This is a genomic window from Pseudomonas sp. HP_14 (assembly GCF_055283875.1).
Genome location: NZ_JBTOQI010000026.1, coordinates 17,656 through 37,129 on the forward strand (window position 1 = coordinate 17,656; position 19,474 = coordinate 37,129).

Here is a 19,474-nt window from a genome sequence, read left to right on the forward strand (position 1 = left end):
GCTCAGGGTTTCCATTCCAGAATTTGCAGGGTCGGCTTGAGGGCCACGCTGATGCCTTGGGCCTGAGTAGTGTTAGCACTGCCCAGTTCGGTGCGGGCGCCGCTCAATGGATCGTGAAGTACCGCTGATTTGATCGCTGGAAAACTCAGGGTAGTCCCCGTGGCACTCCAGAACATCAGCAGCCGTTTGCCATCGCTGCGGGTCCAGGGCACGGCGTACAGATCGTTGGGTTCCGCACTCACGCCTGGCGGATCGGCTGGCTCAAGCCGCGGACCGGTAATCGTCAGAAAATTCTTCAACGCGGTGTAGACCGGTTTCGGGTTGCCCTGCAGGTCAAGCAGACCGTAGGCCTGATCCCGGGCGCTGGCGCGTTCGTCCAGGTCGCTGAGGTTGAACAGGAAGATACGTTGATAGTCCAGCGCACTCATCAGGGCCAGGCGCCGCAACGTGAAGTCGGCCTGGCCTTGCAGGCCGATAATGGCCTGCATTTCCACCGGGCCGTTGTAGCTCGACCAGCCCCATTCGGTTGCCCAGACCTGTTGCACGCCGTTGCTGTGCAGCAGGTTGTTCATGGCGTTCGCTTTGACCAGAAAGTCCCGGTCGGGCGGTGAGTCACCTTCAGGGTATTCGGAGTACGGGTGGTAGGCGGCAACGATGTTTCGGCTGCCCAGACCACGGTCCAGCAACGTCTGCAGCATGTAACCGGATGTGCTGTGCATCTGGCTGTAATAAGCCATGCCAGCGGTGACGATGGTCTTGTCCGGCTCGGCGGCACGGATGGCGTTGGCGGTGGTGGTCAACAGGTTGTCATAGGCCACCGGATCCTCTTTTGGGAGCCAGATAATGTTGGGTTCGTTCCAGACTTGCCAGTTGTTGACCTGCGGATAGCGTTTGGTCAACGCCGCCATGCGCGCGGCAAATAGATTGAAGTCCCGGGGCGGGTATTGATCGCGACTGGCGACGCCTTCCGGAGCGCTGCTGGCATAAGGCGCAGACCCCACCAGATAGGCGAGGATGTTGTAGTGGTGGGTATTCATCGTCGCCATCGCGCCGTCCAGGTCACCCAGGTCGAACTGGTTCTGCTCGGGCTCGATGATCGGCCAGTGGATGGTCAGGCGTACCCAGTTAAGGCCCAGCGCGTCCAGTTGGTCCATCTGCTGTTGGTACATGGCAGGTGAAAAATACTGGAACTGCGCATTCACTCCCAGGAAGTCCTGCCAGACCACTGCGCGAGGTGCTCGCAGAACGGTTGCCGCCTCTGCATCAGGTATCAGATCAGACACCAGTGCTGAACACGCCAGAATACTTGCCAACCACAAACCCGCTGCTGATTTCATCTCAATCGGCCTCGCATGCCTGTTGGAACAACAAACGGAAGCGTTCGGCGGTCTGGCTCCAGACGCGCCGCTGCCCCAGAACACTGGCCTGTGCGGCCCATTGCGCAGCCCTCTCCGGGACCGCGCAGACTTCGTTCAACGCGGTACTCAGCGCGGCGACATTGCCTTGAGGGAAAATCATGCCGTTGCCATGGGAAACCTCTTCGGCAAAGGAGCGTGCATCCGAAGTGATCACCCCGCGTCCGCAAGCCACCGCCCATGAGAGCGCGCCGCTGGTGCCGCGCAGTTTCCCGAGCAGCTTCAATTTGCTCGACTCGCGATAGGGTAGAACCATCACGTGGTGGGCCTGAATGACGTCGGCGATGGCATCGGCAGGCAGGTCCAGATCCCAGTCGATCAGGTCGGTCAGTTCCAGTTGGTTGATACGCAGGCGTAACTGATCCAGATAACTGCCGGAAGGACCGAAGGCCATTTCAGGCTCGCTACCGCCTGCCAGTGTCAAGCGCACCCGTGTGCGCAGCTGCGGCTGACGGCTGAGCATTTTGGCCAGGGCATCGAGTAAGTCCTCGATACCTTTGCCGCGATAAATAAAACCGAAATACAGCAAGCGCATGGTTTGCAACGGCGGCAGCGGGGCCGGAGGGATCGGCAGGTTGCCGTGGGCAATCACTGCCATTTGTTCTTCGCGCAACCCCATCCGCTGGCGCAGTGCAACGCTGCCCGCCTGCGTCAGGGTTACCAGGCGGGTCATGCTGCGTGCCAGTTGCCGCTCTTCGTGCAGACAAATAGGGTCGGCAAGGACTGTGGCAATTTCCGGGAAGGGCGAGGGCAGCGAACTGGCTGCAGATAACGGCCACGGCAGCCTGGCCCGACGCCATACCAGACGCTCCGGATCATGTACCGTGGCGGTGAGTGGCAGTTGCGGGAAGCGCTGACGCAAGGTGCGCAGGGCATGAAATTCAGCCAGCCGTCCGCCACCGATTTCGGCATGCACCAGATCAATCCCCTGCCAGTCGGTCTCGGCCACCTGCTGTACTGCGCGGACCTGATCGTTACCGATGCCCGCAAGCGGCGTGCTGACACGCACGCCGAGGCTCTCCAGCGCGTTTTTGAGATGCCCGGCGTAGTCGGCAATGCCGTTCTGCTCGGGCGGTAGTGGCGCGAGTAGGGCAATGTGCATAAATCAGCCTCGCGTCTGGAAGCGCTTGAGATAATCCATCACGCGTTTTGGCACTTTGTAACGGCGACGGTTGATGATGATGCCGTCGACTTTTTTGAACGCGGTATGCAGGGTCGCCAGCACGTTTTCCAGCATCGGTACGGTGGTTTCCTCGGCTTTGACGATCAGCAGGATCAGGTCGGCATCGCGCAACAGAGCAAAGGCATTCTGGTTGGTGAAGATGCTGGAGGCATCGATCAGCAATATCTCTCCCGGTACAGCGGGGCCAGGGCCTTCGGTGCGTACGGTGTAGCCGTGCTCGTGAAGCAGGCTGGCCAGCTGACTGATGACGAAACTGACGCCTTCGCCCTCATGAGACGAGGTAAAGCCCAGCGCCAGGCCTTTTTCGGCGACCTGTCGTAACGGCAAGGTGCCGTACAGCCTGTGCAGGCTGGCCGTGAATGCCGTGTTGTGGGTGTCCTGAACGCTGCTCAATTCCTGAAGGCTGGTCCAGACCGGCACCCCAAAACGGGTTTCGATCTTGTCGCCGTCGTGGATCCGCTGATCCAGCAGGTAGAAGAAGTACAGGGCAACAAGGCCGACGCCAACACTCAGCGGGAACGCCAGAAGCAGCATCAACAGGCTTTTCGGGAAGACCCGGCTGGGGTTGTAAGTCGCCTGCTCGATGATCGCGATGTTGCTGATCTGGCTACGGTCCAGTTCGCGGTCGATGCGTGCTTTCTCAAGGCTGCTGCTGTAGAGCGCAAAGCTCTTTTCGCTGGCGTCCAGCTCGCCCTGCAAGCGAGACATTTCAGGTTCCAGATTCAACGCCAGTTGTCGGCTTTTTTCCCACTGCGCCAATTGCAGGTTTTGTTGCGTCAATTGCGTTTGCAGTCGCGCATAGCTGGCCTGCTGGTCAGCCAGCACGTTTTGCATCCGGTTATAGATCGGGTTGGGTGTAATGCTTTCCGAGCGCTGAATGGTCGCATCCTGCTCACTCAGGAGTTTTTTCAGGTTGGTGATTTCCTGGTTCAGGGCGCGAACTGGCGGCGCCGTCTCTTTGAACGACCGCAGCAGTTCCTGACGCTCGACTTCCTTGCCATTGATGCGGTTTTGCAGGTCCTGACGGTTAGGGTTGAGGCTCAACTCACGACCGGCACTGACCGTCTTCGACTGCTGCCTGAGTTGTTCCTGCAACTTGTCGAGCCCGGCCTTGGTCGAGGCAATGGAACGCAAGGTGTTGTTGCGTTCGGTCGTCAGGTCGTTAAGACCCTGAGAGGTATCAGCCAGACGCTGGGCAATGCTGACCGCGCCTAGTTGATTGAGGTACGTCTGAATCTGTTTCTTGTAGCTGAGAATCCGCGCCTGAGTGTCTTTGACCTCGGTTTCATAGAATTGATAAAGGCTGACGCGACCCAGCACCCGGGTACGTTGTTGTTCGTATTCGGAAATCCAGGTTTCCAGGACTTCCTTTGCAACCTGCGGATCATTCCAGGAAAACGTCAGTTCCATCACCGCCGAACCCGGGTCGTGGCTGACTTTGAAGTTCTTGGACAGGTCTTCAGCAAGACGCTCTTCCGGGGAGCGCTTCTCCACCAGTCCAATCAGTTGCAGTGCGCCGCGGAACACGCCGATGACCGAACTCACCGTGTCCTTGAGCAGGTTTTTCACCGAGGCCAGAAAACCTTGTTCCTGTTCGGCATTGGAGATCTCGGCCAGGTATTTCTCCGCGACCGTACGCATGATTGGCCGACCGGTCAGCATGCGTTCTTCGTCGAGGATGGGGTCGCGCTGGGCGCTGGGAATCACGATCGCCTGCCGATCAGCGAACTCGATCGGCACGGTGCTGCTGTCGCGGCCCGGCTTGACCAGCAACAGGGCGGTGGATTCGTAACGGTTGGGCAGCAGGAACGCGCCGAGCACGATGATGATGAACGTCACCATGACCGTGAGTCGTACTTCCTGTTTGAAAATGAAGAACAGGCGCAACAAGTCGCGCAATGAACGAATATTGATCATGTCGTTTCCCTGACTTAGTTTTCGCTGCGCAAGTTGTAATTCACGCCGAACCCCAGCGACTTGGCGAAGGGGATCAACTGGTTGAAGTACAGATTCACGCCGTCGGCTTTGTCACCTGCTGATGACTTGGGCACGAACACCACATCGCCGCGCTGGAGCAATACCGGGCCGCGCGGCCCCGAACTGTCTGCCCAGAGCAGCTTGCTGTAGTCGAAAAAATAAGTTTTGTAGAAACCGTTGTCTTCCTGGCGGAGCAGGGCAACCATCGTCGCGTCTCCGTCATTGGCCACGCCACCTGCGCCGACAATCGCCTGCACCAGAGTGGTCGCGACCGTGGCGGGCAGGGCCGTCGAGTTGCGCACTGCGCCGCCAACGAACACGGTGTTGCCCGGCGATTGCGAGATGTTGATGGTCATCGCGGTTTCACGGTACACGTCCTGCAATTTGCTCTGCAGGTGTTCAGTAAGCTCCGGCAAGGTCATGCCTGCGGCCTGTACGGAGCCGATATACGGATAGCTGAACGTGCCATCGTTGAGTACCTGGAACAGCGTCAGCTCGTAGATGGAGTTAGCCGTGAAAGCGGAAATCGACGGTGCTTCACCGGTGTTTCGTACGATGCGCAGCGTATCGCCCGGCCGTACCCGTTGCGGTGGCAACGGCTTACCGGCAAGCGCACGGCCCGCCGCCTTGCCCGCTTCAATCTGTGCGGTATCGTCGGGTAAACCGACGCGTGCCGGGGTGCTGCAGGCGCTGACCACCAAAAGGCTCAGCACCAGCAGCATGCTTGCGACCACCCCCAAACTCCTGTCTTGCATGAACTACTACTCCCGTATCGGGTAAAACCATCATGTAGGCGGGCTACCGCTGTCATCTGTATTGTGTGCTGCGTTTTGTACAAGCAGGTTGATCGTGGGCCTTGCGTTACAGGTGAGGTCAGGAGGCCGGAATCGGCGCTGCGACCCGGCCGTAGACATCGGTGAAACGTACGATGTCGTCTTCACCCAGATACTCGCCGCTCTGCACCTCGATCATGACCAGGTCGATCACGCCCGGATTGACCAGGCGGTGGGTATGGCCAGGCTTGATGAACGTCGATTCGTTAGTGTCGAGCATGAATTCACGCTCACCATTGGTTACCCGAGCCATGCCGCTGACCACAATCCAGTGCTCACTGCGATGATGGTGCATTTGCAGGGACAGCGAAGCTTGCGGGCGAACCACGATGCGCTTGATCTTGAAACGCTTGCCTTCTTCGAGCACGGTGTAGGTGCCCCAAGGACGCGTGACTGTACGGTGCAGGCGATACGCATCGTGACCCTGGCGTTTGAGTTCCTGGGCGATGTACTTCACGTCCTGGCTGCGGGTGCCATCGGCGATCAACAGTGCATCCGGTGTGTCGATGATGATCAGGTCGTTCAGACCGACACCACCCACCATGCGTTTGGAGTCGATGTAGCAGTTGCTCACGTCATGCAGCACCGTCGGACCGTTACACTGGTTGCCATGCTCGTCAGCGGGCACGAGTTCACGGACTGCCTGCCATGAACCGATGTCGTTCCAGCCCAGCTCGCAGGGGACGACGGCGACTTTGCTGGAGCGCTCCATCAACGCGTAGTCGACGGAAATGTCCGGCGCGTTGGCGAACGATTCACTGTCCAGTTCGATCTGCAGTTCGTTATTGCCTTCCTTGCTGACGCTCAACTCCAGGCAGGCTTTGACGGTCGCCAGAACCTCTGGCGCGTGTTCGGCAAACTGGTTGAGCAAGCTGTCGGCGCGCATGCAGAACATACCGGCGTTCCACAGGTGCAGGCCGCCGTCCAGGTACGCCTGCGCTGTCGCGGCATCCGGTTTTTCGACAAAGCGTGCGACCTGATAGCCATCGCTGTTCAGCGACTGGCCTTTTTCAATGTAGCCAAAACCCGTTTCCGCTTTGCTTGGCAGAATGCCAAATGTGACCAGCCAGCCGTCTTCGGCCAACAGCCGTGCGGCCTGGACAGCCCTGGAAAAGGCCGCCACATCGGCGATCAGGTGATCGGCTGGCAAGACCAGTAACTGCGCATCCTCGCCATACAGGCGTGAGACGTGTAGCGCTGCGGCTGCCAGGGCAGGGGCGGTATTACGACCGAAAGGTTCGAGGATGAAATCCAGCTTGACCTTGGTTTTGTTGAGCTGGCGATAGTCATCGACCGTGCGGAAATAAACCTCCCGATTGGTCACCGTCAACAGGCGTCCAACGTCGGGCAAGCCAACAGCCCGGTTGAAGGTTTTCTGCAGGAGGCTTTCGCCATCGCGAAGACGCATGAAAGGCTTGGGCATGGCTTCGCGCGAGACCGGCCACAAACGGGTGCCGGCGCCGCCGGCGATGATGCAGGGGATGAGGATGCTCATCAATAAGCCTCTCGAGTGAAGAGCACTGCCGGAACAGTGCGCAGAAGGATGTAAATGTCGAACCAGACGGACCAGTTTTCGATGTACTCCAGATCGAACTCCACACGTTTTTCGATCTTTTCCACGGTGTCTGTCTCACCACGATAGCCATTGATTTGCGCCAGGCCGGTGATTCCCGGCTTGACCCGATGGCGTGACGTGTACTCCTTCACCGCTTGCTCGAAGAGGATTCCGGCCGCTTTGGTGGCCGTCGCATGGGGGCGCGGCCCTACCATGGACATGCTGCCTGCAATCACATTGAACAGCTGGGGCAGTTCGTCCAGGCTAGTCTTGCGGATGAAACGTCCGACCCGGGTAACCCTGGCGTCACCTCGGGTGGTTTGCTGCTCTGCGGTCGCGTCGCTCTGGTGATGGTGCATCGAGCGAAACTTGCAAACTTTGATCATGCGGTTGTTGTAGCCATAACGGTTTTGCCAGAAAAACACCGGTCCACGGGAGTCCAGCTTGATGGCAATGGCAATGGCCAGCATCACCGGGGACAGCAGCAGCAAGGCCAGGCTTGACAGCAGCATGTCTTCAACCCGCTTGAAAAAAGGCGACCAACCGGAAAGCGGAACGTCGGACGCATTGAACATGGGCAGGTTGGCGACTTCGGTGATTCGGTTGTGCGCGTGGCGAAAGGCGACCATGTCGGGCACGAGCAGTACATTGACTGGCAGGCGACGTAATTCGCGAATGATGTAATCCATGCGGTTTTCCGCCGACCAGGGCAACGCCACCAACACTTGAGTGACTTTTTCTTCGCGAATCAGACGTTCCAGGTCATTGCTGTTACCCAACAGCGGCAGGCCTGCCATGGTTTTCGGCAAGCGTCCGATCCGGTCGTCGATGAAACCACTGACACCCGAACGGATGTCCTGATTGTCCAGCAGGTATTCAGCCAGCCGCTGGCCGTTTTCAGTCGCCCCCAGAATGATTGCGTTCTGCAGGAAAAAGCCTTTTTGCATGAAGTGCTTGAACAGCACCAGCATGAACAGCCGCTCAATGCAGAACAGCGCCAGGCTGGTGATGTACCAGATCACCAGATGCTCGTTGGAGATGTAATCGAAAAACGCGAGCGTCTGGTGCATGAACAGCAGCAGGCAGAACGCAGCAGACCAGGCCACGATGATCAGTCGAAAGCGCAGTGCGTTACTGAACATGGCTTCGGAGTAAACGCCCAGAGCCTGAAAAATGAGCACGCAGAGCAGTCCGAAAAATACCTGTACGGCAAAATAACTCTGTGGAACCTCGGAAAAGCTGTCCGTGGAGAAGATCAGAATCAGCAGGCCTGGCAGGATGCAGGTGATCCCGTGGGTCAGGCGAATGCCGAACAGGAAATAAACGATCAAACTGGTTCTGGTTTGCAGGAGGCTGTTAACAGGCTGCAGACGCATAACGCTTCCTCACTTCTTCGGTCCGTGACAACTCAACTGCGATCCAACAGGAGACGCGTTCAAGTAGAAGTCAATAAAATGTCCTTTCCTGACTTGCCTGGTGAATATAGCCATTAATTTGGCTTCTGCACGTCAGGTGATGCTAATTGTTAACGGCTATCCAGCGCGAAAATAGGCTTAATACTTTAGTTATGTAGGCGTTATCCGCGATGTTCGTAGGCATTCCCTCAAATGAGGGCATGAGGCCAGTAAAGCTCAAGACACAACTAAAGTCATCGCACGCGCTTGATTTCTCTTTCGAAATTCTCCGCTCAGGAGCCTTTTCAGGGGTGTCCTTTTGCCAGACTGCAGCTCCCCCAGGTAATGTTTTCGGGGGGATCGCAGGCAGACTTGAGCGCGCTAAAAATTTATCGGCCGCGAACGGGTTTTTTTCAATCCATTGAGGTCAAAATTTCCAGCGCATCAACTCTGGGGAGCACGCGGCAATGACACGACGGGCAATTTTGATTTTGCATGGCAAACAGGCACTCAACGAAGACGTGCGTGAGGCAGTGACTCGCAAGCGACGCGAGGGTTGGGAGCTTGATGTTCGTCTGACGTGGGAGGGCGGTGATGCCCAACGTCTGGTCAGTGAAGCGCTGGCGGCCGGGCATTCGCAAATCATCGCGGGTGGTGGCGACGGCACACTGCGTGACATCGCCGAAGCGCTTGCCAACGCAGAAACTGACGCTGAGCTGACCATCATGCCGCTGGGCACCGCCAATGATTTCGCCCGCGCCGCTGGGGTTCCGCTTGAGCCGGATGCGGCACTGGACCTGCTGGATGTGCCCGCCCGGCCTGTGGACCTGGGCGAGGTGAATGGCAAGGTGTTCATGAACATGGCAACAGGCGGCTTTGGTAGCCAGGTCACCGCCAATACCTCCGAGGATCTGAAAAAAGTGTTGGGCGGCGCAGCCTATCTGTTTACCGGGCTGTCGCGTTTCAGCGAGTTGAGTGCGGCCTACGGCGAGTTGAGCGGCCCGGATTTCCACTGGAGCGGCGAGCTGCTTGCGCTGGGTATCGGTAACGGGCGCCAGGCGGGTGGCGGGCATGTGTTATGCCCGTCGGCACTGGTCGATGATGGTTTGCTGGATATCAGTATTTTGCCAGCGCCACAGGAAGTGGTTGGGACCCTCCGAGGCTTGCTGGAGGGCGGACTGGGAATAGACAACATGTTTATCCGCGCTCGACTACCCTGGGTCGAACTCAAGTCCGCGCAAGGCCTGGACATCAATCTTGATGGCGAGCCTCTGTCTGGAGAAAATCTGCGTTTCTCGGCGCGCAACGCGGCATTGAAGGTGCATCTGCCAGCAGGCTCGGAGCTGTTCGGGCAAACCCCGCAGATCAATCATCCAGGCTGATAATGCCTTCACGTACACAAAACAGAACCAGCCCGGCCACATCATGAATCTGCAGACGCTTCATGACCTGAGCCCGGTGGGTTTCCACTGTTTTGATGCTCAGGCCAAGGCCACCGGCGATTTCCCGGGTGGATTTGCCGCGAACGATCAATCGCAGGATTTCCATTTGCCGGGCGGTCAGGTTGTGCGTGTGCGCAGCTTCCTGTTTGTCGGCCTGACTGCGGACCAAGGCCTGGCTGATGACGGTATGGGCGATCGCCGGGCTCAAGTAGCGTTCGCCGCTGCTCAGGGCTTGCAGGGCCTGTTCCAGTTCAGTGGCCGCAGCGTCTTTGAGCAAGTAACCGTGAGCGCCAGCTTCGAGCGCGCGCATGACCCGCGTCGGGTCGCTGTGCATGGAAAGTATCAGTACTTTGCTGTCGGGCAAAACGTCATTCAGCGCCTTCAGAGCATCCAGGCCATCCATATCCTTCATGGAGATATCCAAGAGGATGATGTCGGGATTCAGTTCGGTGGCCAGGGCGCTCAATTGAGCACCATCACAGGCTTCGCCAATCACTGAATAGCCGGGAATGTCAGCCACCAGAGCGCGAACGCCAGCCCTTATCAGGGAGTGATCGTCAATCAACAGCAATGTGCAGGTCATTTCACCTTCTTGTCTATGTTTGCTCGTTCATGGGTGCGCGGGGTCCAGGGCAACAGCACGTCAATACGCGTACCTTCGCCAGGCTCGCTGTGTATCGCCCATGTACCATTCAACAGCCGAACCCGTTCAGCCATGCCTGACATGCCACGCTGTCCTTCGAGGGCAGGGTCTGCGGCCGGGGAAAATCCAAGTCCGTCATCGCTGATATGCAGTTCCAGGCCCTTTGGCAGACGCTGTAAACGCACCAGCAGATTGTTCGCCTGAGCGTGGCGCAGCATGTTTGTCACCGCTTCCTGGATAATCCGAAAAGCAGTCACCGACATTTCTTCCGGGATACCGGCCAACGGTTGCTTGCACTCGAGACTCCAGTGCACCTGACTGTCAGCGAGGGTGCGCAGCAGATGACCGCGAAGGCTTGCTTCGAGCCCAAGGCTGGTGAGTTGTCGAGGGTGCAGGATGGCCGAAACATCGCGGACTTTGGCCAGGGTTTCGTCAAGAGTGTTGTTCAGCAGCGAGCTGTGTTCAAGCAACTCTGAAGGCAGGCGGCGGCGTAACCATTCGGACTGGAGCTTGGCTGCGGTCAGCATCTGGCCAATATCGTCATGCAGTTCACGGCTCAGGCGATGCCGCTCGGTCTCCTGAACCTGAAGCATGTGTTCAGCCAGCTCTTGTGGCTGAAAGCGAATCGATTGGCCGTACCGAAGTTGCGCCTGCCAGACGCTGGCAAAGGTTGCGAGATTGAGCAACAACAGGGCGACGGGGAAATCGTCGGAAGTCAGATACAGCGCAATATTGCCGATGGCTGCTCCAATGCATAGAACGGCATTTAGCCAGAGAGCATTCCTGGTACTGAGGGGCCGAAATCTGAAAACATTGGTACGGACATGCATAGCGATGGAGCCATCGTGTGGTCACTGCGAACAACCTGCCGTGCAGCATGCAGGTCAATATCCGGCAAGTCATTGAAAGGACCGCCTTGATCTCTGATTCAAGTCTCTTCCGGGAGATTTAACCGTACGTCCTGCACGGTGCTCAGCATTTCAATATTGCTGGCGGTCGTGATCTTACCTCAATGTTCAAAGTTTGAACGAGTCGCCCTGACGCTGCGCCGGACGGCTGACCCGTGCGGATGGGTTGCGACTGCGCGCAGGCGTCAGGCCCCGGACACAGCAAGCGCGGGGAGCGTGTTGTTTATAGTGGAGTGGTAGCGGGTTTTTTGGGATCAGTGTGCTGTTTTTCAGTGCGGTTTCCAGAGAGCCGGGCGCTGTCAGATTATTCAGCGGTCGCAGTGCCTGTGTTGTGTATCAGGCTGGATTCTTGACGACGATTGCTCCTGACCTGGCTCACAGCTTTCCAGTGCACAGCTCTCCAGCCCACAGAGGTAGGCCAGCTTATCCAGCAGTTCCTTTTGCTCAGTGTCGTCCAGCGAAAGCTGGCCGGTGCGTGGGTCGATCAGCTCGAGTTGCCAGGCCATCAGGGTCAGGCAGTGCTCCAGTGTTTGAAGGGCATCGTCCGTCAGGCGCAGCTCGGGGTAGGCGGCGCTCAGCATGTGGCGCAATTGCCGGGCGAAATCGGCAGTGCCGGGGATCAGTGCGTCGTCAGCGGTTTGCGCCAGTCTGGACAGGGTGCCCAGCAGGCATTCAACAGCGTCCTGATCGTTGCTGATCATCTCCAGGTGCGCGAGGCATTCCTGGCAGGTGCTCAGCAAAAGCTGCGACTGATCGAAAAAATCGGGATGAATCTGTTGCCACTCTTTGCCGCTCAGCATGGGGTATCTCCATGGACCATGGATCGCTCCAGTGTAGTACTCGGTGCGTATTGCGGAACGTTAATGTGGATACGAAAGGGAAGTCTGTAGGGCGCTTCCGATACTTGTAAAAATGAACGGTAATCTGCTGATGTTTCAAGTACAGGGTCGCGGTCTGGCCGGGGTCCGAACAGGGGGAGTCTGGCGTGCACGACAACGCGTACGCCACCTGCGGCGAAAAGGGACGGCAGGACTGTTCGGGATGGCGACAACGCAAACACGACTCTGACTCCATTCAAATATGAGAATGGTGTCACAATAATGGCTATTGATTGGCGCGAATATCAGGTTGGCCCTGATGGCTGCTAAGGACAACCCTTAGCGTATAGAACGCACGGCGCGTGAGACGGCGCTAGCGGGGGGCTGTTGTTGGTCGGAATGAGTAAAGCTCATTCACCCATGAGTAGATCATGATGTTAAAGTGATATCAATGTTGTATTTAACATTTCATCGTCGTTAAGGTCCCGCTGTTTTCAGCCGATAACAACTTCGCAGACTCACTGTGACCCACGCTTCAGGAGCAATAAATGGCTGGCATTCTCGACTCAGTAGATCAACGCACACAACTGGTGGGCGAGAACCGCCTTGAAATCCTCATGTTTCGCCTGGCGGGCCGACAGCTGTTTGCAATCAACGTGTTCAAGGTTCAGGAAGTTCTGCAACTGCCTAAACTGACGTTGATGCCGCAACGCCACTCGTTTGTCTGCGGTGTCGTCAACCTGCGCGGTCAGACCCTGCCGGTGATCGATCTGTCCCAGGCGATCGGCATGAAGCCACTGGTTCCAGGGCCAGGCAGTACCATTATCGTGACTGAGTACAATCGTTCGGTTCAGGCCTTTTTGGTTGGCGGCGTTGATCGCATCGTCAACATGAACTGGGATGCGATCATGCCGCCGCCTGCCAGCGCTGGCCGTCAGCATTACCTGACCGCGATCAGCAAGGTCGACGATCAGTTGGTTGAAGTGATTGACGTTGAAAAAGTGCTCGCTGAAATCGTGCCTTACAACGCTAAGGTGTCCAGCGAAAAGCTCGAGGATCCTGTCCTCGCCGGTGCAGTGGGTCGTGAAATTCTCTTGGTGGATGACTCCAAAGTTGCCCTGAGCCAGCTGCGCGACACGCTGTCCCAGCTCGGTTTGAAATTGCACGTGGCCAGCGATGGCCTCAAGGCGTTGAACATGCTCAAGGCCTGGGCTGACAGCGGTGAGGTCATGACCGAGAAGTTGTTGATGGTGTTTACCGACGCCGAAATGCCGGAAATGGATGGCTATCGCCTGACCACTGAGATTCGTAACGACCCTCGCCTGCGCGAGCTGTACGTGGTGTTGCACACGTCGCTCTCGGGGAGCTTCAACGAGTCCATGGTCAAAAAAGTCGGCTGCGACAACTTCCTTTCCAAGTTCCAGCCCGACAAGCTGGTCGACGTGGTTCGTGAACGCCTGATCATGGTTCAGGGCTGACCGGACCCTCGAACGTGCCAGGCGCAGGCTTGATCTGCGCGCTGGTGCGTTTGTCCTGCCTCGCAACGATCAAGTTCGTATAAGCTTGTCGCCTTCATGATTCCGGCGGTCACAACTCCAGTGATCTCGGTCGAACAAGGAACAGGCCATGTTGCATCTCAGCGCGCTTTATCGTTTCCCGCTCAAATCCTGCAAGGCCGAAGTCTTGCAACAGGCGTCGTTTGACGAGTTGGGCATGACCGGTGATCGACGCTGGATGCTGGTGGATGAAGCCAGCGGCCGCTTTCTGACCCAGCGCGCCTTGCCGCACATGTCTCAATTGTCGGTGCTGTGGAACGCTGAAGGTGGCGTGACAATTGAGGCACCCGGCTTTGCGGCGCTGGATATCCCTCTTCCTGAAAATCTGGAACAGACCCTGCGCGGCGTTACCGTGTGGCGCGATACATTGCGCGTGCCGGATGCTGGCGACGAGGCGGCTCGTTGGGTCAGCGAATTCATTGGCAAGCCGACGCGGATGGTGCATGTACCCGCAGATCGTGCGCGCAGCATGCCGAGTGGCTATGGCCGCAACGAAGACCGGGTCGGCTTTGCCGATGGCTTCCCGCTGTTACTGATTGGTCAGGCGTCCCTGGACGATCTGTCGGCGAAGATTGGACGCCCTCAGGAAATGCTGCGTTTCCGGCCGAATCTGGTCGTGGAGGGAGCAGAAGCTTTCGCCGAGGACGGCTGGAAGCGCATTCGTATCGGTGATATAGAATTCCGTCTGCTCAAGGGCTGCTCGCGCTGCATCCTGACGACCATCGATCCGGCTACCGGTGAGCGCAACGCTGATCGCGAGCCTCTGACCACCCTAAAGACCTACCGCGAGCGCGAGGGTGACGTCTGGTTCGGGCAGAACATGGTCAATGATGGTCCGGGCATTCTCGAAGTCGGTATGCCGGTGACGGTGCTGGAGTAGGGCGACTCCGTCGCGTTATTGTCCGTTTTTTCATGGTTTTTTCGGAGCCCTGCATGACAACTACCGTTCTGGTGCTGGTCGAAAGCGTCAACGAATATCTACCGATTCTTGAAAACAGTGGCTATCGACTGATCCTCGCGCCGACGCCTGCCAGCCGTGCAGACGCCATCGCGACCCGCAGCGAGGAAATCACCGCGGTGCTGACCCGTGGGCCGCTGGGGTTGTATGCAGAAGAAATTGCCGCGTTGCCGCATTTGCAGATTATCTGCGTGCTCGGCGCGGGTTACGAGCATGTTGACCTTGCTGCGGCACAAGCGCGGGGCATCACCGTCACCAACGGCGCAGGCGTCAACGCACCGACGGTGGCGGATCACGCCATGTCGTTGCTCCTGTCCATCGTGCGGGACATTCCTCAGGCTGACGCTTCAGTGCGTCGTGGTGAATGGCGCAAGGTGACGCGTCCTTCATTCGAGGGCAAGCGTCTTGGGATTCTGGGCCTCGGTGCCGTCGGCCTGGCTATCGCCCGGCGTGCCGCTGGTTTCGGCATCGTCATCAGCTATCACAATCGCAAGCCGCGTACCGACGTTGATTTCGACTATTGCGCAACGCCGCTCGAACTCGCCAGCGCTTGCGACTTTCTGATTGTCGCTACGCCAGGCGGTGGTGGTACGCGGCACTTGATCGACAGCAAGGCGCTGGACGCGCTGGGGCCGCAAGGGTTCGTGGTCAACATCGCGCGTGCCAGTGTGATTGATACCGCTGCGCTGGTTGACGCGTTACAGCAGCAGCGAATTGCCGGTGCGGCGCTGGATGTCTTCGACGACGAGCCGTCGGTGCCCGACGCGCTGAAAGCGCTCGACAATGTCGTGCTGACGCCACATGTGGGTGGTTTGTCGCCGGAGGCATCCGAGGCGACGGTGCAAATGGTCGCGGATAATTTGCTAGCGTTCTTTGCGGGTAAGCCGGTGTTGACGCCTGTTCACGGTTGACCTGAAGGCGCCGCCTGCTTTTTCAATCCATACCCGCCACGGCGCACCACAAAGAACCGGCAGGGGTGTGATGCTGGGCATTGTTATACAGGCCTCGATTGGCCCTCTATAGCCCGTCGGATTAAACAGCGCTTTATTGATAAGCAAACGTTCCCAGAAACTGTCATTTATGACAGTTGTCTGTTCCGCAGAGGAGGTATTAGATTCAGGACTTGTTAATACGATTAACAGGGGTTTTATGATGGCTACTCTTATTAACGAACTGTCGTTCAGGGCAACCGTTCGGTTAGTTTATAAGGACATGACTGCCTATTTTGACTTTTCCAAGATAACGTCCAGTGCGGGCTCAGCTGCCTACGCACCTCTCTCGGACAGGCTTTACAAGTCCGGGTCTGAAGATGTTTATTTCAAGGGGACAGAGGAACAGAAGTACCTGGCCGCGACCACGATGCCACGGGGCGGCACGGCTGCAACCCCTCGCCAGCAATTCTGGTTTATTTGCCGACAGTCCAGTGACGGATCCACCAGTTACCAGATAAAAGTCAAGCATGACCAGTTCATTGATTTCAAAGGTTGCTTTAATGATTTGGTCACAGAGAAACGGTCGCAATACAACTCGTTGACCATGAGTCAGCAATCCTTTGATTATTATATTGCCTCTTCCGGTACTAACTTTTCCGGCTGGAAAGTCCTGTGCGATGGCCGCGCTTTGAATGCCAGTGCGTTAAAAGCGGGCCTCATGGAAAATGTAACTATCATTGCACCCAATGGTAATACGGTCGGGATCAATGACAGCGTCACGTTCGGTCCGGACTGGTGGGCCTATGTGTCCTGCTGCAAGATAAAAGAGCCGCTCATCAGTACTCACACAGTCATCGTTCCATTAACGCTGGATATCCTTGAAACCAACATCGGAGATCCTGTTGTCTGATGATTGACGACGTGGGGCCGCCCGACCGGTCCCACGACAACATAGCGCCCGTGTTGGCCATATCCGGATTACGGGCTCCACGTCTTTCTATTGACCCGCGCGAATCACTTTTTTAAATCCCCTCAGCGGGCTATCGTCCTGTTCAATGTCCAGTGGATCTACCGAGGATAGTCAGGATGCTGAGCCGTTTGTTGGGGCGAGTATTGCGCGGGCGCGGTGCTACCGAGAACAAGCTGATCTGGAATCACAAGGCGGTGGCGTTTTCGCCGGTGGTCATTGACGTGCGCAGCCCGGCATTTGTCTCGATGGCACAGATCCCGCTGTCCCACGTCGGTTCGGCCAAGGGCGGTAACCTGTCTCCGCCACTGGAGTGGCAGGGAGTGCCACCCGGTACCCGGGAGTTGGTGCTGGTCATCGAAGATGCTGATGCGCCGTTGCCTTTCGCGTTCGTGCATGCAATTGCCGTAGGTATCTCGCCGGACCTTACAGGTTTGCCGGTCGGGGCCTTGAGCAGTGCTTCACGTGGCCTGCTCACGTTGGGGCTTAGTACGTTCGGCAGTGCGACGTATATCGGACCGCAACCCTTGACCGGCCATGGCCCGCATCGCTATAGCTTCCAGTTGCTGGCGCTGGATCGACAGCTGCAACTGGACGGCCCGCCCAGTCGCAGCCAGTTGCTCAAGGCCATCGACGGCGCAGTGATCGGCCGCGGTCGACTCGACGGGATTCATGAGCGTGCCTGATACCGTGTGCCTGGGGAGCGTCTGTTGCCGGGAGCGCGAATATGCCAGCATTGTCCGCTCGCAGTTACCTGATTGACGCATTCGTGCAGGAATCTTTATGAGCCAAAGCCCGCCGCCAATAGTCGCGCTGCAGATACCCGAAGGCCTCCGTATTGCACCGCGGGTGCTGTGTCATGCCACCAGTCTGCGCAAGGCCACGCGACGCATATCACAGCTTTACGACGCCGTTCTGGCACCCTGTGGTTTGCGCTCGACACAGCGCTCGATTCTGATTCAGGTGGCGCGCAATCAGGCGCCTGCGGTGACCGAGTTGGCGGCCATTCTGGTCATTGACCGTTCTGCGCTGGCGCAAAATCTCAAGCCGCTGGAGCGCGAGGGGCTGATTTCGGTGGAAGTCGACCCGCAAGACAAACGCAGCCGAAGGGTGTGTCTGACCCAGGCCGGGTTGGACAAATTACTGGAGTCCCAGGCGCTTTGGGAGCAGGCCCAGTTGTGTTTTGAAACCTCTCTTGGTCAGCAACAGGCGTGTGAGCTGCGCGAGCTGCTGGCAAAAGTCGCCGCGCTTGATTATGGCGACGGCGCGCCAGATACACGACCTGTAGGAGCTGCCGAAGGCTGCGATGGCGGTATACCGGGATGAATGCTTCGCAGCCTTCGGCAGCTCCTACAGAACATGCGAAATGGACCGTGCTACGGATGCACCGGCGGGATGTACGCCAGGGTTGTGCCCAGAATCCACAGCAGGAACAGCACCAGCGGTGTGTGCACCAGTAACTGCACAAACGAGAACCCGATCAGGTCGCGCGCCTTCAGGCCCAATACTCCCAGCAGCGGCAGCATGTAAAACGGGTTGATCAGGTTCGGCAGCGCTTCAGCGGCGTTGTAGATCTGTACCGCCCAGCCCAGATGGTATTCAAGGTCGTTGGCGACCTGCATCACATAGGGTGCTTCGATGATCCATTTACCACCGCCCGAAGGAATGAAGAAACCCAGAACTGCCGAGTACACGCCCATCAAAAGCGCGTAGGTGTCATGGGAGGCAATGCTGGTGAAGAAGGTGGAAATATGGTGCGCCAGGGTCTGTGCGTCGGTGCCTTTGACGGTGGTCATCAACGCTGCGATCGAGCCGTATAGCGGGAACTGGATCAGCACGCCGGTGGTGGTTGGTACTGCTCGCGTCACCGCATCAAGGAAGCTGCGCGGACGCCAGTGCAGTAATGCGCCGACCATGATGAACAGGAAGTTGTAAGTATTCAGGCCTGAAATCGCGGTAATCGCCGGTTTGGTGGAGAACTCGTTGAAGATCCAGCCGGATGCAAGTACCACCATCAGAATGATCAGCAACGGGCTGTATTCCAGCCATTCGCCCGGACGGGTGCGAGCAGGCAACTCTGGCATGCTGAACGACGGATCGACGCCGCAGGCCTTTGCATCTTTGGCGCTGTTCGGGCCCGGTGCCGTGGCGTAGGCAACCACCAGGGAAACGACGACCAGTGCTGCCAGCAGAACGCCGGACTGCCAAAGGAAGATAGTTTCGGTGAAGGGGATCACGCCGGTAATTGCCAGAATCGAGGGCGGCAGGCTTCCGGGGTTGGCTTGCAATTGCGCGGCGGAGGATGAGAGCCCCAGCGCCCATACCGCACCTAGCCCGAGATAAGCCGCTGCACCAGCGGCGCGATAGTCCATGCGCAGGTCGGTGCGGCGGGCGAGGGCGCGCACCAGCAGGCCGCCGAATACCAGCGACAGCCCCCAGTTGAGCAGTGACGCGACCATGGAAATCAGCGCGACCCAAGCCACGGCCGAGCGGCCGTTTTTAGGGATGCGTGCCAGCCGGTCGATGAGTTTTACTGCGGGAGGCGAGCTGGCTACCACATAGCCGCCAATGACTACGAACGCCATTTGCATGGTGAACGGAATCAAACTCCAGAACCCATCACCGAACGCCTTCGCTGCGTCGGCAGGTTTGGCGCCCATGGCCAGAGTGGCAACTGTGACGATCACCACCGCGAGCGCAGCGAACACCCAGGAATCGGGAAACCAGCGCTCCGCCCATTTGGCGCAGCGCAAGGCAAAACGGGCAGAGCGGCTATCTTCGATATCAGCGGCCACAGGGATGTCCTCTTGTATTTATTATTGATAGTTGAATCGTTGCCGCATACCCACTGTAGGAGCTGCCGAAGGCTGCGATCGCGGTGTGTCAGTCACTC

The 19,474-nt window shown here is 57.8% G+C and carries 17 protein-coding genes; 7 read left to right on the plus strand and 10 right to left on the minus strand.

Annotation, left to right across the window (positions count from 1 at the left end; translation table 11 throughout):
• Positions 1-2: 2 nt before the first annotated feature.
• From ACYASS_RS17205 to ACYASS_RS17230, 6 genes are all read right to left on the minus strand, one after another.
• The gene (locus ACYASS_RS17205) at positions 3-1,337 is read right to left on the minus strand and encodes a cellulase family glycosylhydrolase (protein WP_463587004.1); all 1,335 of its coding nucleotides are present in this window, start codon (positions 1,335-1,337) and stop codon (positions 3-5) included.
• A 1-nt stretch (position 1,338) separates the two neighbouring features.
• The gene (locus ACYASS_RS17210) at positions 1,339-2,517 is read right to left on the minus strand and encodes a glycosyltransferase (RefSeq protein ID WP_463587005.1); all 1,179 of its coding nucleotides are present in this window, start codon (positions 2,515-2,517) and stop codon (positions 1,339-1,341) included.
• Between the two features lie 3 nt (positions 2,518-2,520).
• Positions 2,521-4,515, minus strand: a complete 1,995-nt coding sequence (locus ACYASS_RS17215; protein WP_463587006.1) for an exopolysaccharide transport family protein — start codon at positions 4,513-4,515, stop codon at positions 2,521-2,523.
• A gap of 14 nt (positions 4,516-4,529) precedes the next feature.
• The gene (locus ACYASS_RS17220) at positions 4,530-5,330 is read right to left on the minus strand and encodes a polysaccharide biosynthesis/export family protein (protein WP_463587007.1); all 801 of its coding nucleotides are present in this window, start codon (positions 5,328-5,330) and stop codon (positions 4,530-4,532) included.
• A gap of 118 nt (positions 5,331-5,448) precedes the next feature.
• Positions 5,449-6,903, minus strand: a complete 1,455-nt coding sequence (locus tag ACYASS_RS17225) for a mannose-1-phosphate guanylyltransferase/mannose-6-phosphate isomerase (RefSeq protein WP_463587008.1) — start codon at positions 6,901-6,903, stop codon at positions 5,449-5,451.
• Positions 6,903-8,339, minus strand: a complete 1,437-nt coding sequence (locus tag ACYASS_RS17230; RefSeq protein ID WP_463587009.1) for an undecaprenyl-phosphate glucose phosphotransferase — start codon at positions 8,337-8,339, stop codon at positions 6,903-6,905. Before ACYASS_RS17230 ends, ACYASS_RS17225 begins: the two co-directional genes overlap by 1 nt.
• Positions 8,340-8,824: 485 nt before the next feature.
• Here ACYASS_RS17230 and yegS point away from each other — a divergent pair, with 485 nt between their 5' ends.
• Positions 8,825-9,739 carry a lipid kinase YegS gene (gene yegS / locus ACYASS_RS17235; protein ID WP_463587010.1) on the plus strand — a complete coding sequence of 305 codons (915 nt, stop codon included), beginning with the start codon at positions 8,825-8,827 and terminating at the stop codon, positions 9,737-9,739.
• Here the strand turns inward: yegS and ACYASS_RS17240 are convergent.
• The 3 genes from ACYASS_RS17240 to ACYASS_RS17250 form a co-directional block, all read right to left on the minus strand.
• A complete protein-coding gene (locus ACYASS_RS17240; RefSeq protein WP_463587011.1) occupies positions 9,723-10,382 on the minus strand; it encodes a response regulator in 660 nt (219 codons plus the stop codon). The genes yegS and ACYASS_RS17240 overlap by 17 nt on opposite strands.
• On the minus strand, positions 10,379-11,272 hold the full coding sequence (locus tag ACYASS_RS17245; RefSeq protein WP_463587012.1) for a sensor histidine kinase: 894 nt from the start codon (positions 11,270-11,272) through the stop codon (positions 10,379-10,381). The genes ACYASS_RS17240 and ACYASS_RS17245 overlap by 4 nt, the downstream gene beginning before the upstream one ends.
• Positions 11,273-11,658: 386 nt before the next feature.
• Positions 11,659-12,150, minus strand: coding sequence for a hypothetical protein (locus tag ACYASS_RS17250; RefSeq protein ID WP_463587013.1), 492 nt, complete (start codon positions 12,148-12,150; stop codon positions 11,659-11,661).
• A 566-nt stretch (positions 12,151-12,716) separates the two neighbouring features.
• Between ACYASS_RS17250 and ACYASS_RS17255 the strand changes: the two genes are divergently transcribed.
• The 6 genes from ACYASS_RS17255 to ACYASS_RS17280 all read left to right on the plus strand — a co-directional run bounded on the left by ACYASS_RS17255 (position 12,717) and on the right by ACYASS_RS17280 (position 17,907).
• The gene (locus ACYASS_RS17255; RefSeq protein ID WP_243245750.1) at positions 12,717-13,646 is read left to right on the plus strand and encodes a chemotaxis protein CheV; all 930 of its coding nucleotides are present in this window, start codon (positions 12,717-12,719) and stop codon (positions 13,644-13,646) included.
• 148 nt (positions 13,647-13,794) lie between these two features.
• A complete protein-coding gene (locus ACYASS_RS17260) occupies positions 13,795-14,604 on the plus strand; it encodes an MOSC domain-containing protein (RefSeq protein ID WP_463587014.1) in 810 nt (269 codons plus the stop codon).
• Positions 14,605-14,657: 53 nt separating this feature from the next.
• Positions 14,658-15,593 (plus strand): 2-hydroxyacid dehydrogenase, encoded by a 936-nt coding sequence (locus ACYASS_RS17265; RefSeq protein ID WP_463587015.1) that lies wholly within the window; start codon positions 14,658-14,660, stop codon positions 15,591-15,593.
• Between the two features lie 241 nt (positions 15,594-15,834).
• Positions 15,835-16,524 carry a hypothetical protein gene (locus ACYASS_RS17270; protein ID WP_463587016.1) on the plus strand — a complete coding sequence of 230 codons (690 nt, stop codon included), beginning with the start codon at positions 15,835-15,837 and terminating at the stop codon, positions 16,522-16,524.
• A gap of 176 nt (positions 16,525-16,700) precedes the next feature.
• On the plus strand, positions 16,701-17,267 hold the full coding sequence (locus ACYASS_RS17275; RefSeq protein ID WP_463587017.1) for a YbhB/YbcL family Raf kinase inhibitor-like protein: 567 nt from the start codon (positions 16,701-16,703) through the stop codon (positions 17,265-17,267).
• Between the two features lie 97 nt (positions 17,268-17,364).
• Positions 17,365-17,907, plus strand: a complete 543-nt coding sequence (locus ACYASS_RS17280; protein ID WP_463587018.1) for a MarR family winged helix-turn-helix transcriptional regulator — start codon at positions 17,365-17,367, stop codon at positions 17,905-17,907.
• 50 nt (positions 17,908-17,957) lie between these two features.
• Here ACYASS_RS17280 and ACYASS_RS17285 read toward each other — a convergent pair whose 3' ends face one another.
• Entirely contained in the window at positions 17,958-19,376 is a 1,419-nt protein-coding gene (locus ACYASS_RS17285; RefSeq protein ID WP_463587019.1) for a short-chain fatty acid transporter, read from the minus strand.
• Positions 19,377-19,474: the final 98 nt, after the last annotated feature.

Coding starts and splice junctions, on each gene's coding strand:
- ACYASS_RS17205 (WP_463587004.1), bottom strand. CDS start 1,337: ATGAAATCAGCAGCGGGTTTGTGGTTGGCAAGTATTCTGGCGTGTTCA.
- ACYASS_RS17210 (WP_463587005.1), bottom strand. CDS start 2,517: ATGCACATTGCCCTACTCGCGCCACTACCGCCCGAGCAGAACGGCATT.
- ACYASS_RS17215 (WP_463587006.1), bottom strand. CDS start 4,515: ATGATCAATATTCGTTCATTGCGCGACTTGTTGCGCCTGTTCTTCATT.
- ACYASS_RS17220 (WP_463587007.1), bottom strand. CDS start 5,330: ATGCAAGACAGGAGTTTGGGGGTGGTCGCAAGCATGCTGCTGGTGCTG.
- ACYASS_RS17225 (WP_463587008.1), bottom strand. CDS start 6,903: ATGAGCATCCTCATCCCCTGCATCATCGCCGGCGGCGCCGGCACCCGT.
- ACYASS_RS17230 (WP_463587009.1), bottom strand. CDS start 8,339: ATGCGTCTGCAGCCTGTTAACAGCCTCCTGCAAACCAGAACCAGTTTG.
- yegS (WP_463587010.1), top strand. CDS start 8,825: ATGACACGACGGGCAATTTTGATTTTGCATGGCAAACAGGCACTCAAC.
- ACYASS_RS17240 (WP_463587011.1), bottom strand. CDS start 10,382: ATGACCTGCACATTGCTGTTGATTGACGATCACTCCCTGATAAGGGCT.
- ACYASS_RS17245 (WP_463587012.1), bottom strand. CDS start 11,272: ATGCATGTCCGTACCAATGTTTTCAGATTTCGGCCCCTCAGTACCAGG.
- ACYASS_RS17250 (WP_463587013.1), bottom strand. CDS start 12,150: ATGCTGAGCGGCAAAGAGTGGCAACAGATTCATCCCGATTTTTTCGAT.
- ACYASS_RS17255 (WP_243245750.1), top strand. CDS start 12,717: ATGGCTGGCATTCTCGACTCAGTAGATCAACGCACACAACTGGTGGGC.
- ACYASS_RS17260 (WP_463587014.1), top strand. CDS start 13,795: ATGTTGCATCTCAGCGCGCTTTATCGTTTCCCGCTCAAATCCTGCAAG.
- ACYASS_RS17265 (WP_463587015.1), top strand. CDS start 14,658: ATGACAACTACCGTTCTGGTGCTGGTCGAAAGCGTCAACGAATATCTA.
- ACYASS_RS17270 (WP_463587016.1), top strand. CDS start 15,835: ATGGCTACTCTTATTAACGAACTGTCGTTCAGGGCAACCGTTCGGTTA.
- ACYASS_RS17275 (WP_463587017.1), top strand. CDS start 16,701: ATGCTGAGCCGTTTGTTGGGGCGAGTATTGCGCGGGCGCGGTGCTACC.
- ACYASS_RS17280 (WP_463587018.1), top strand. CDS start 17,365: ATGAGCCAAAGCCCGCCGCCAATAGTCGCGCTGCAGATACCCGAAGGC.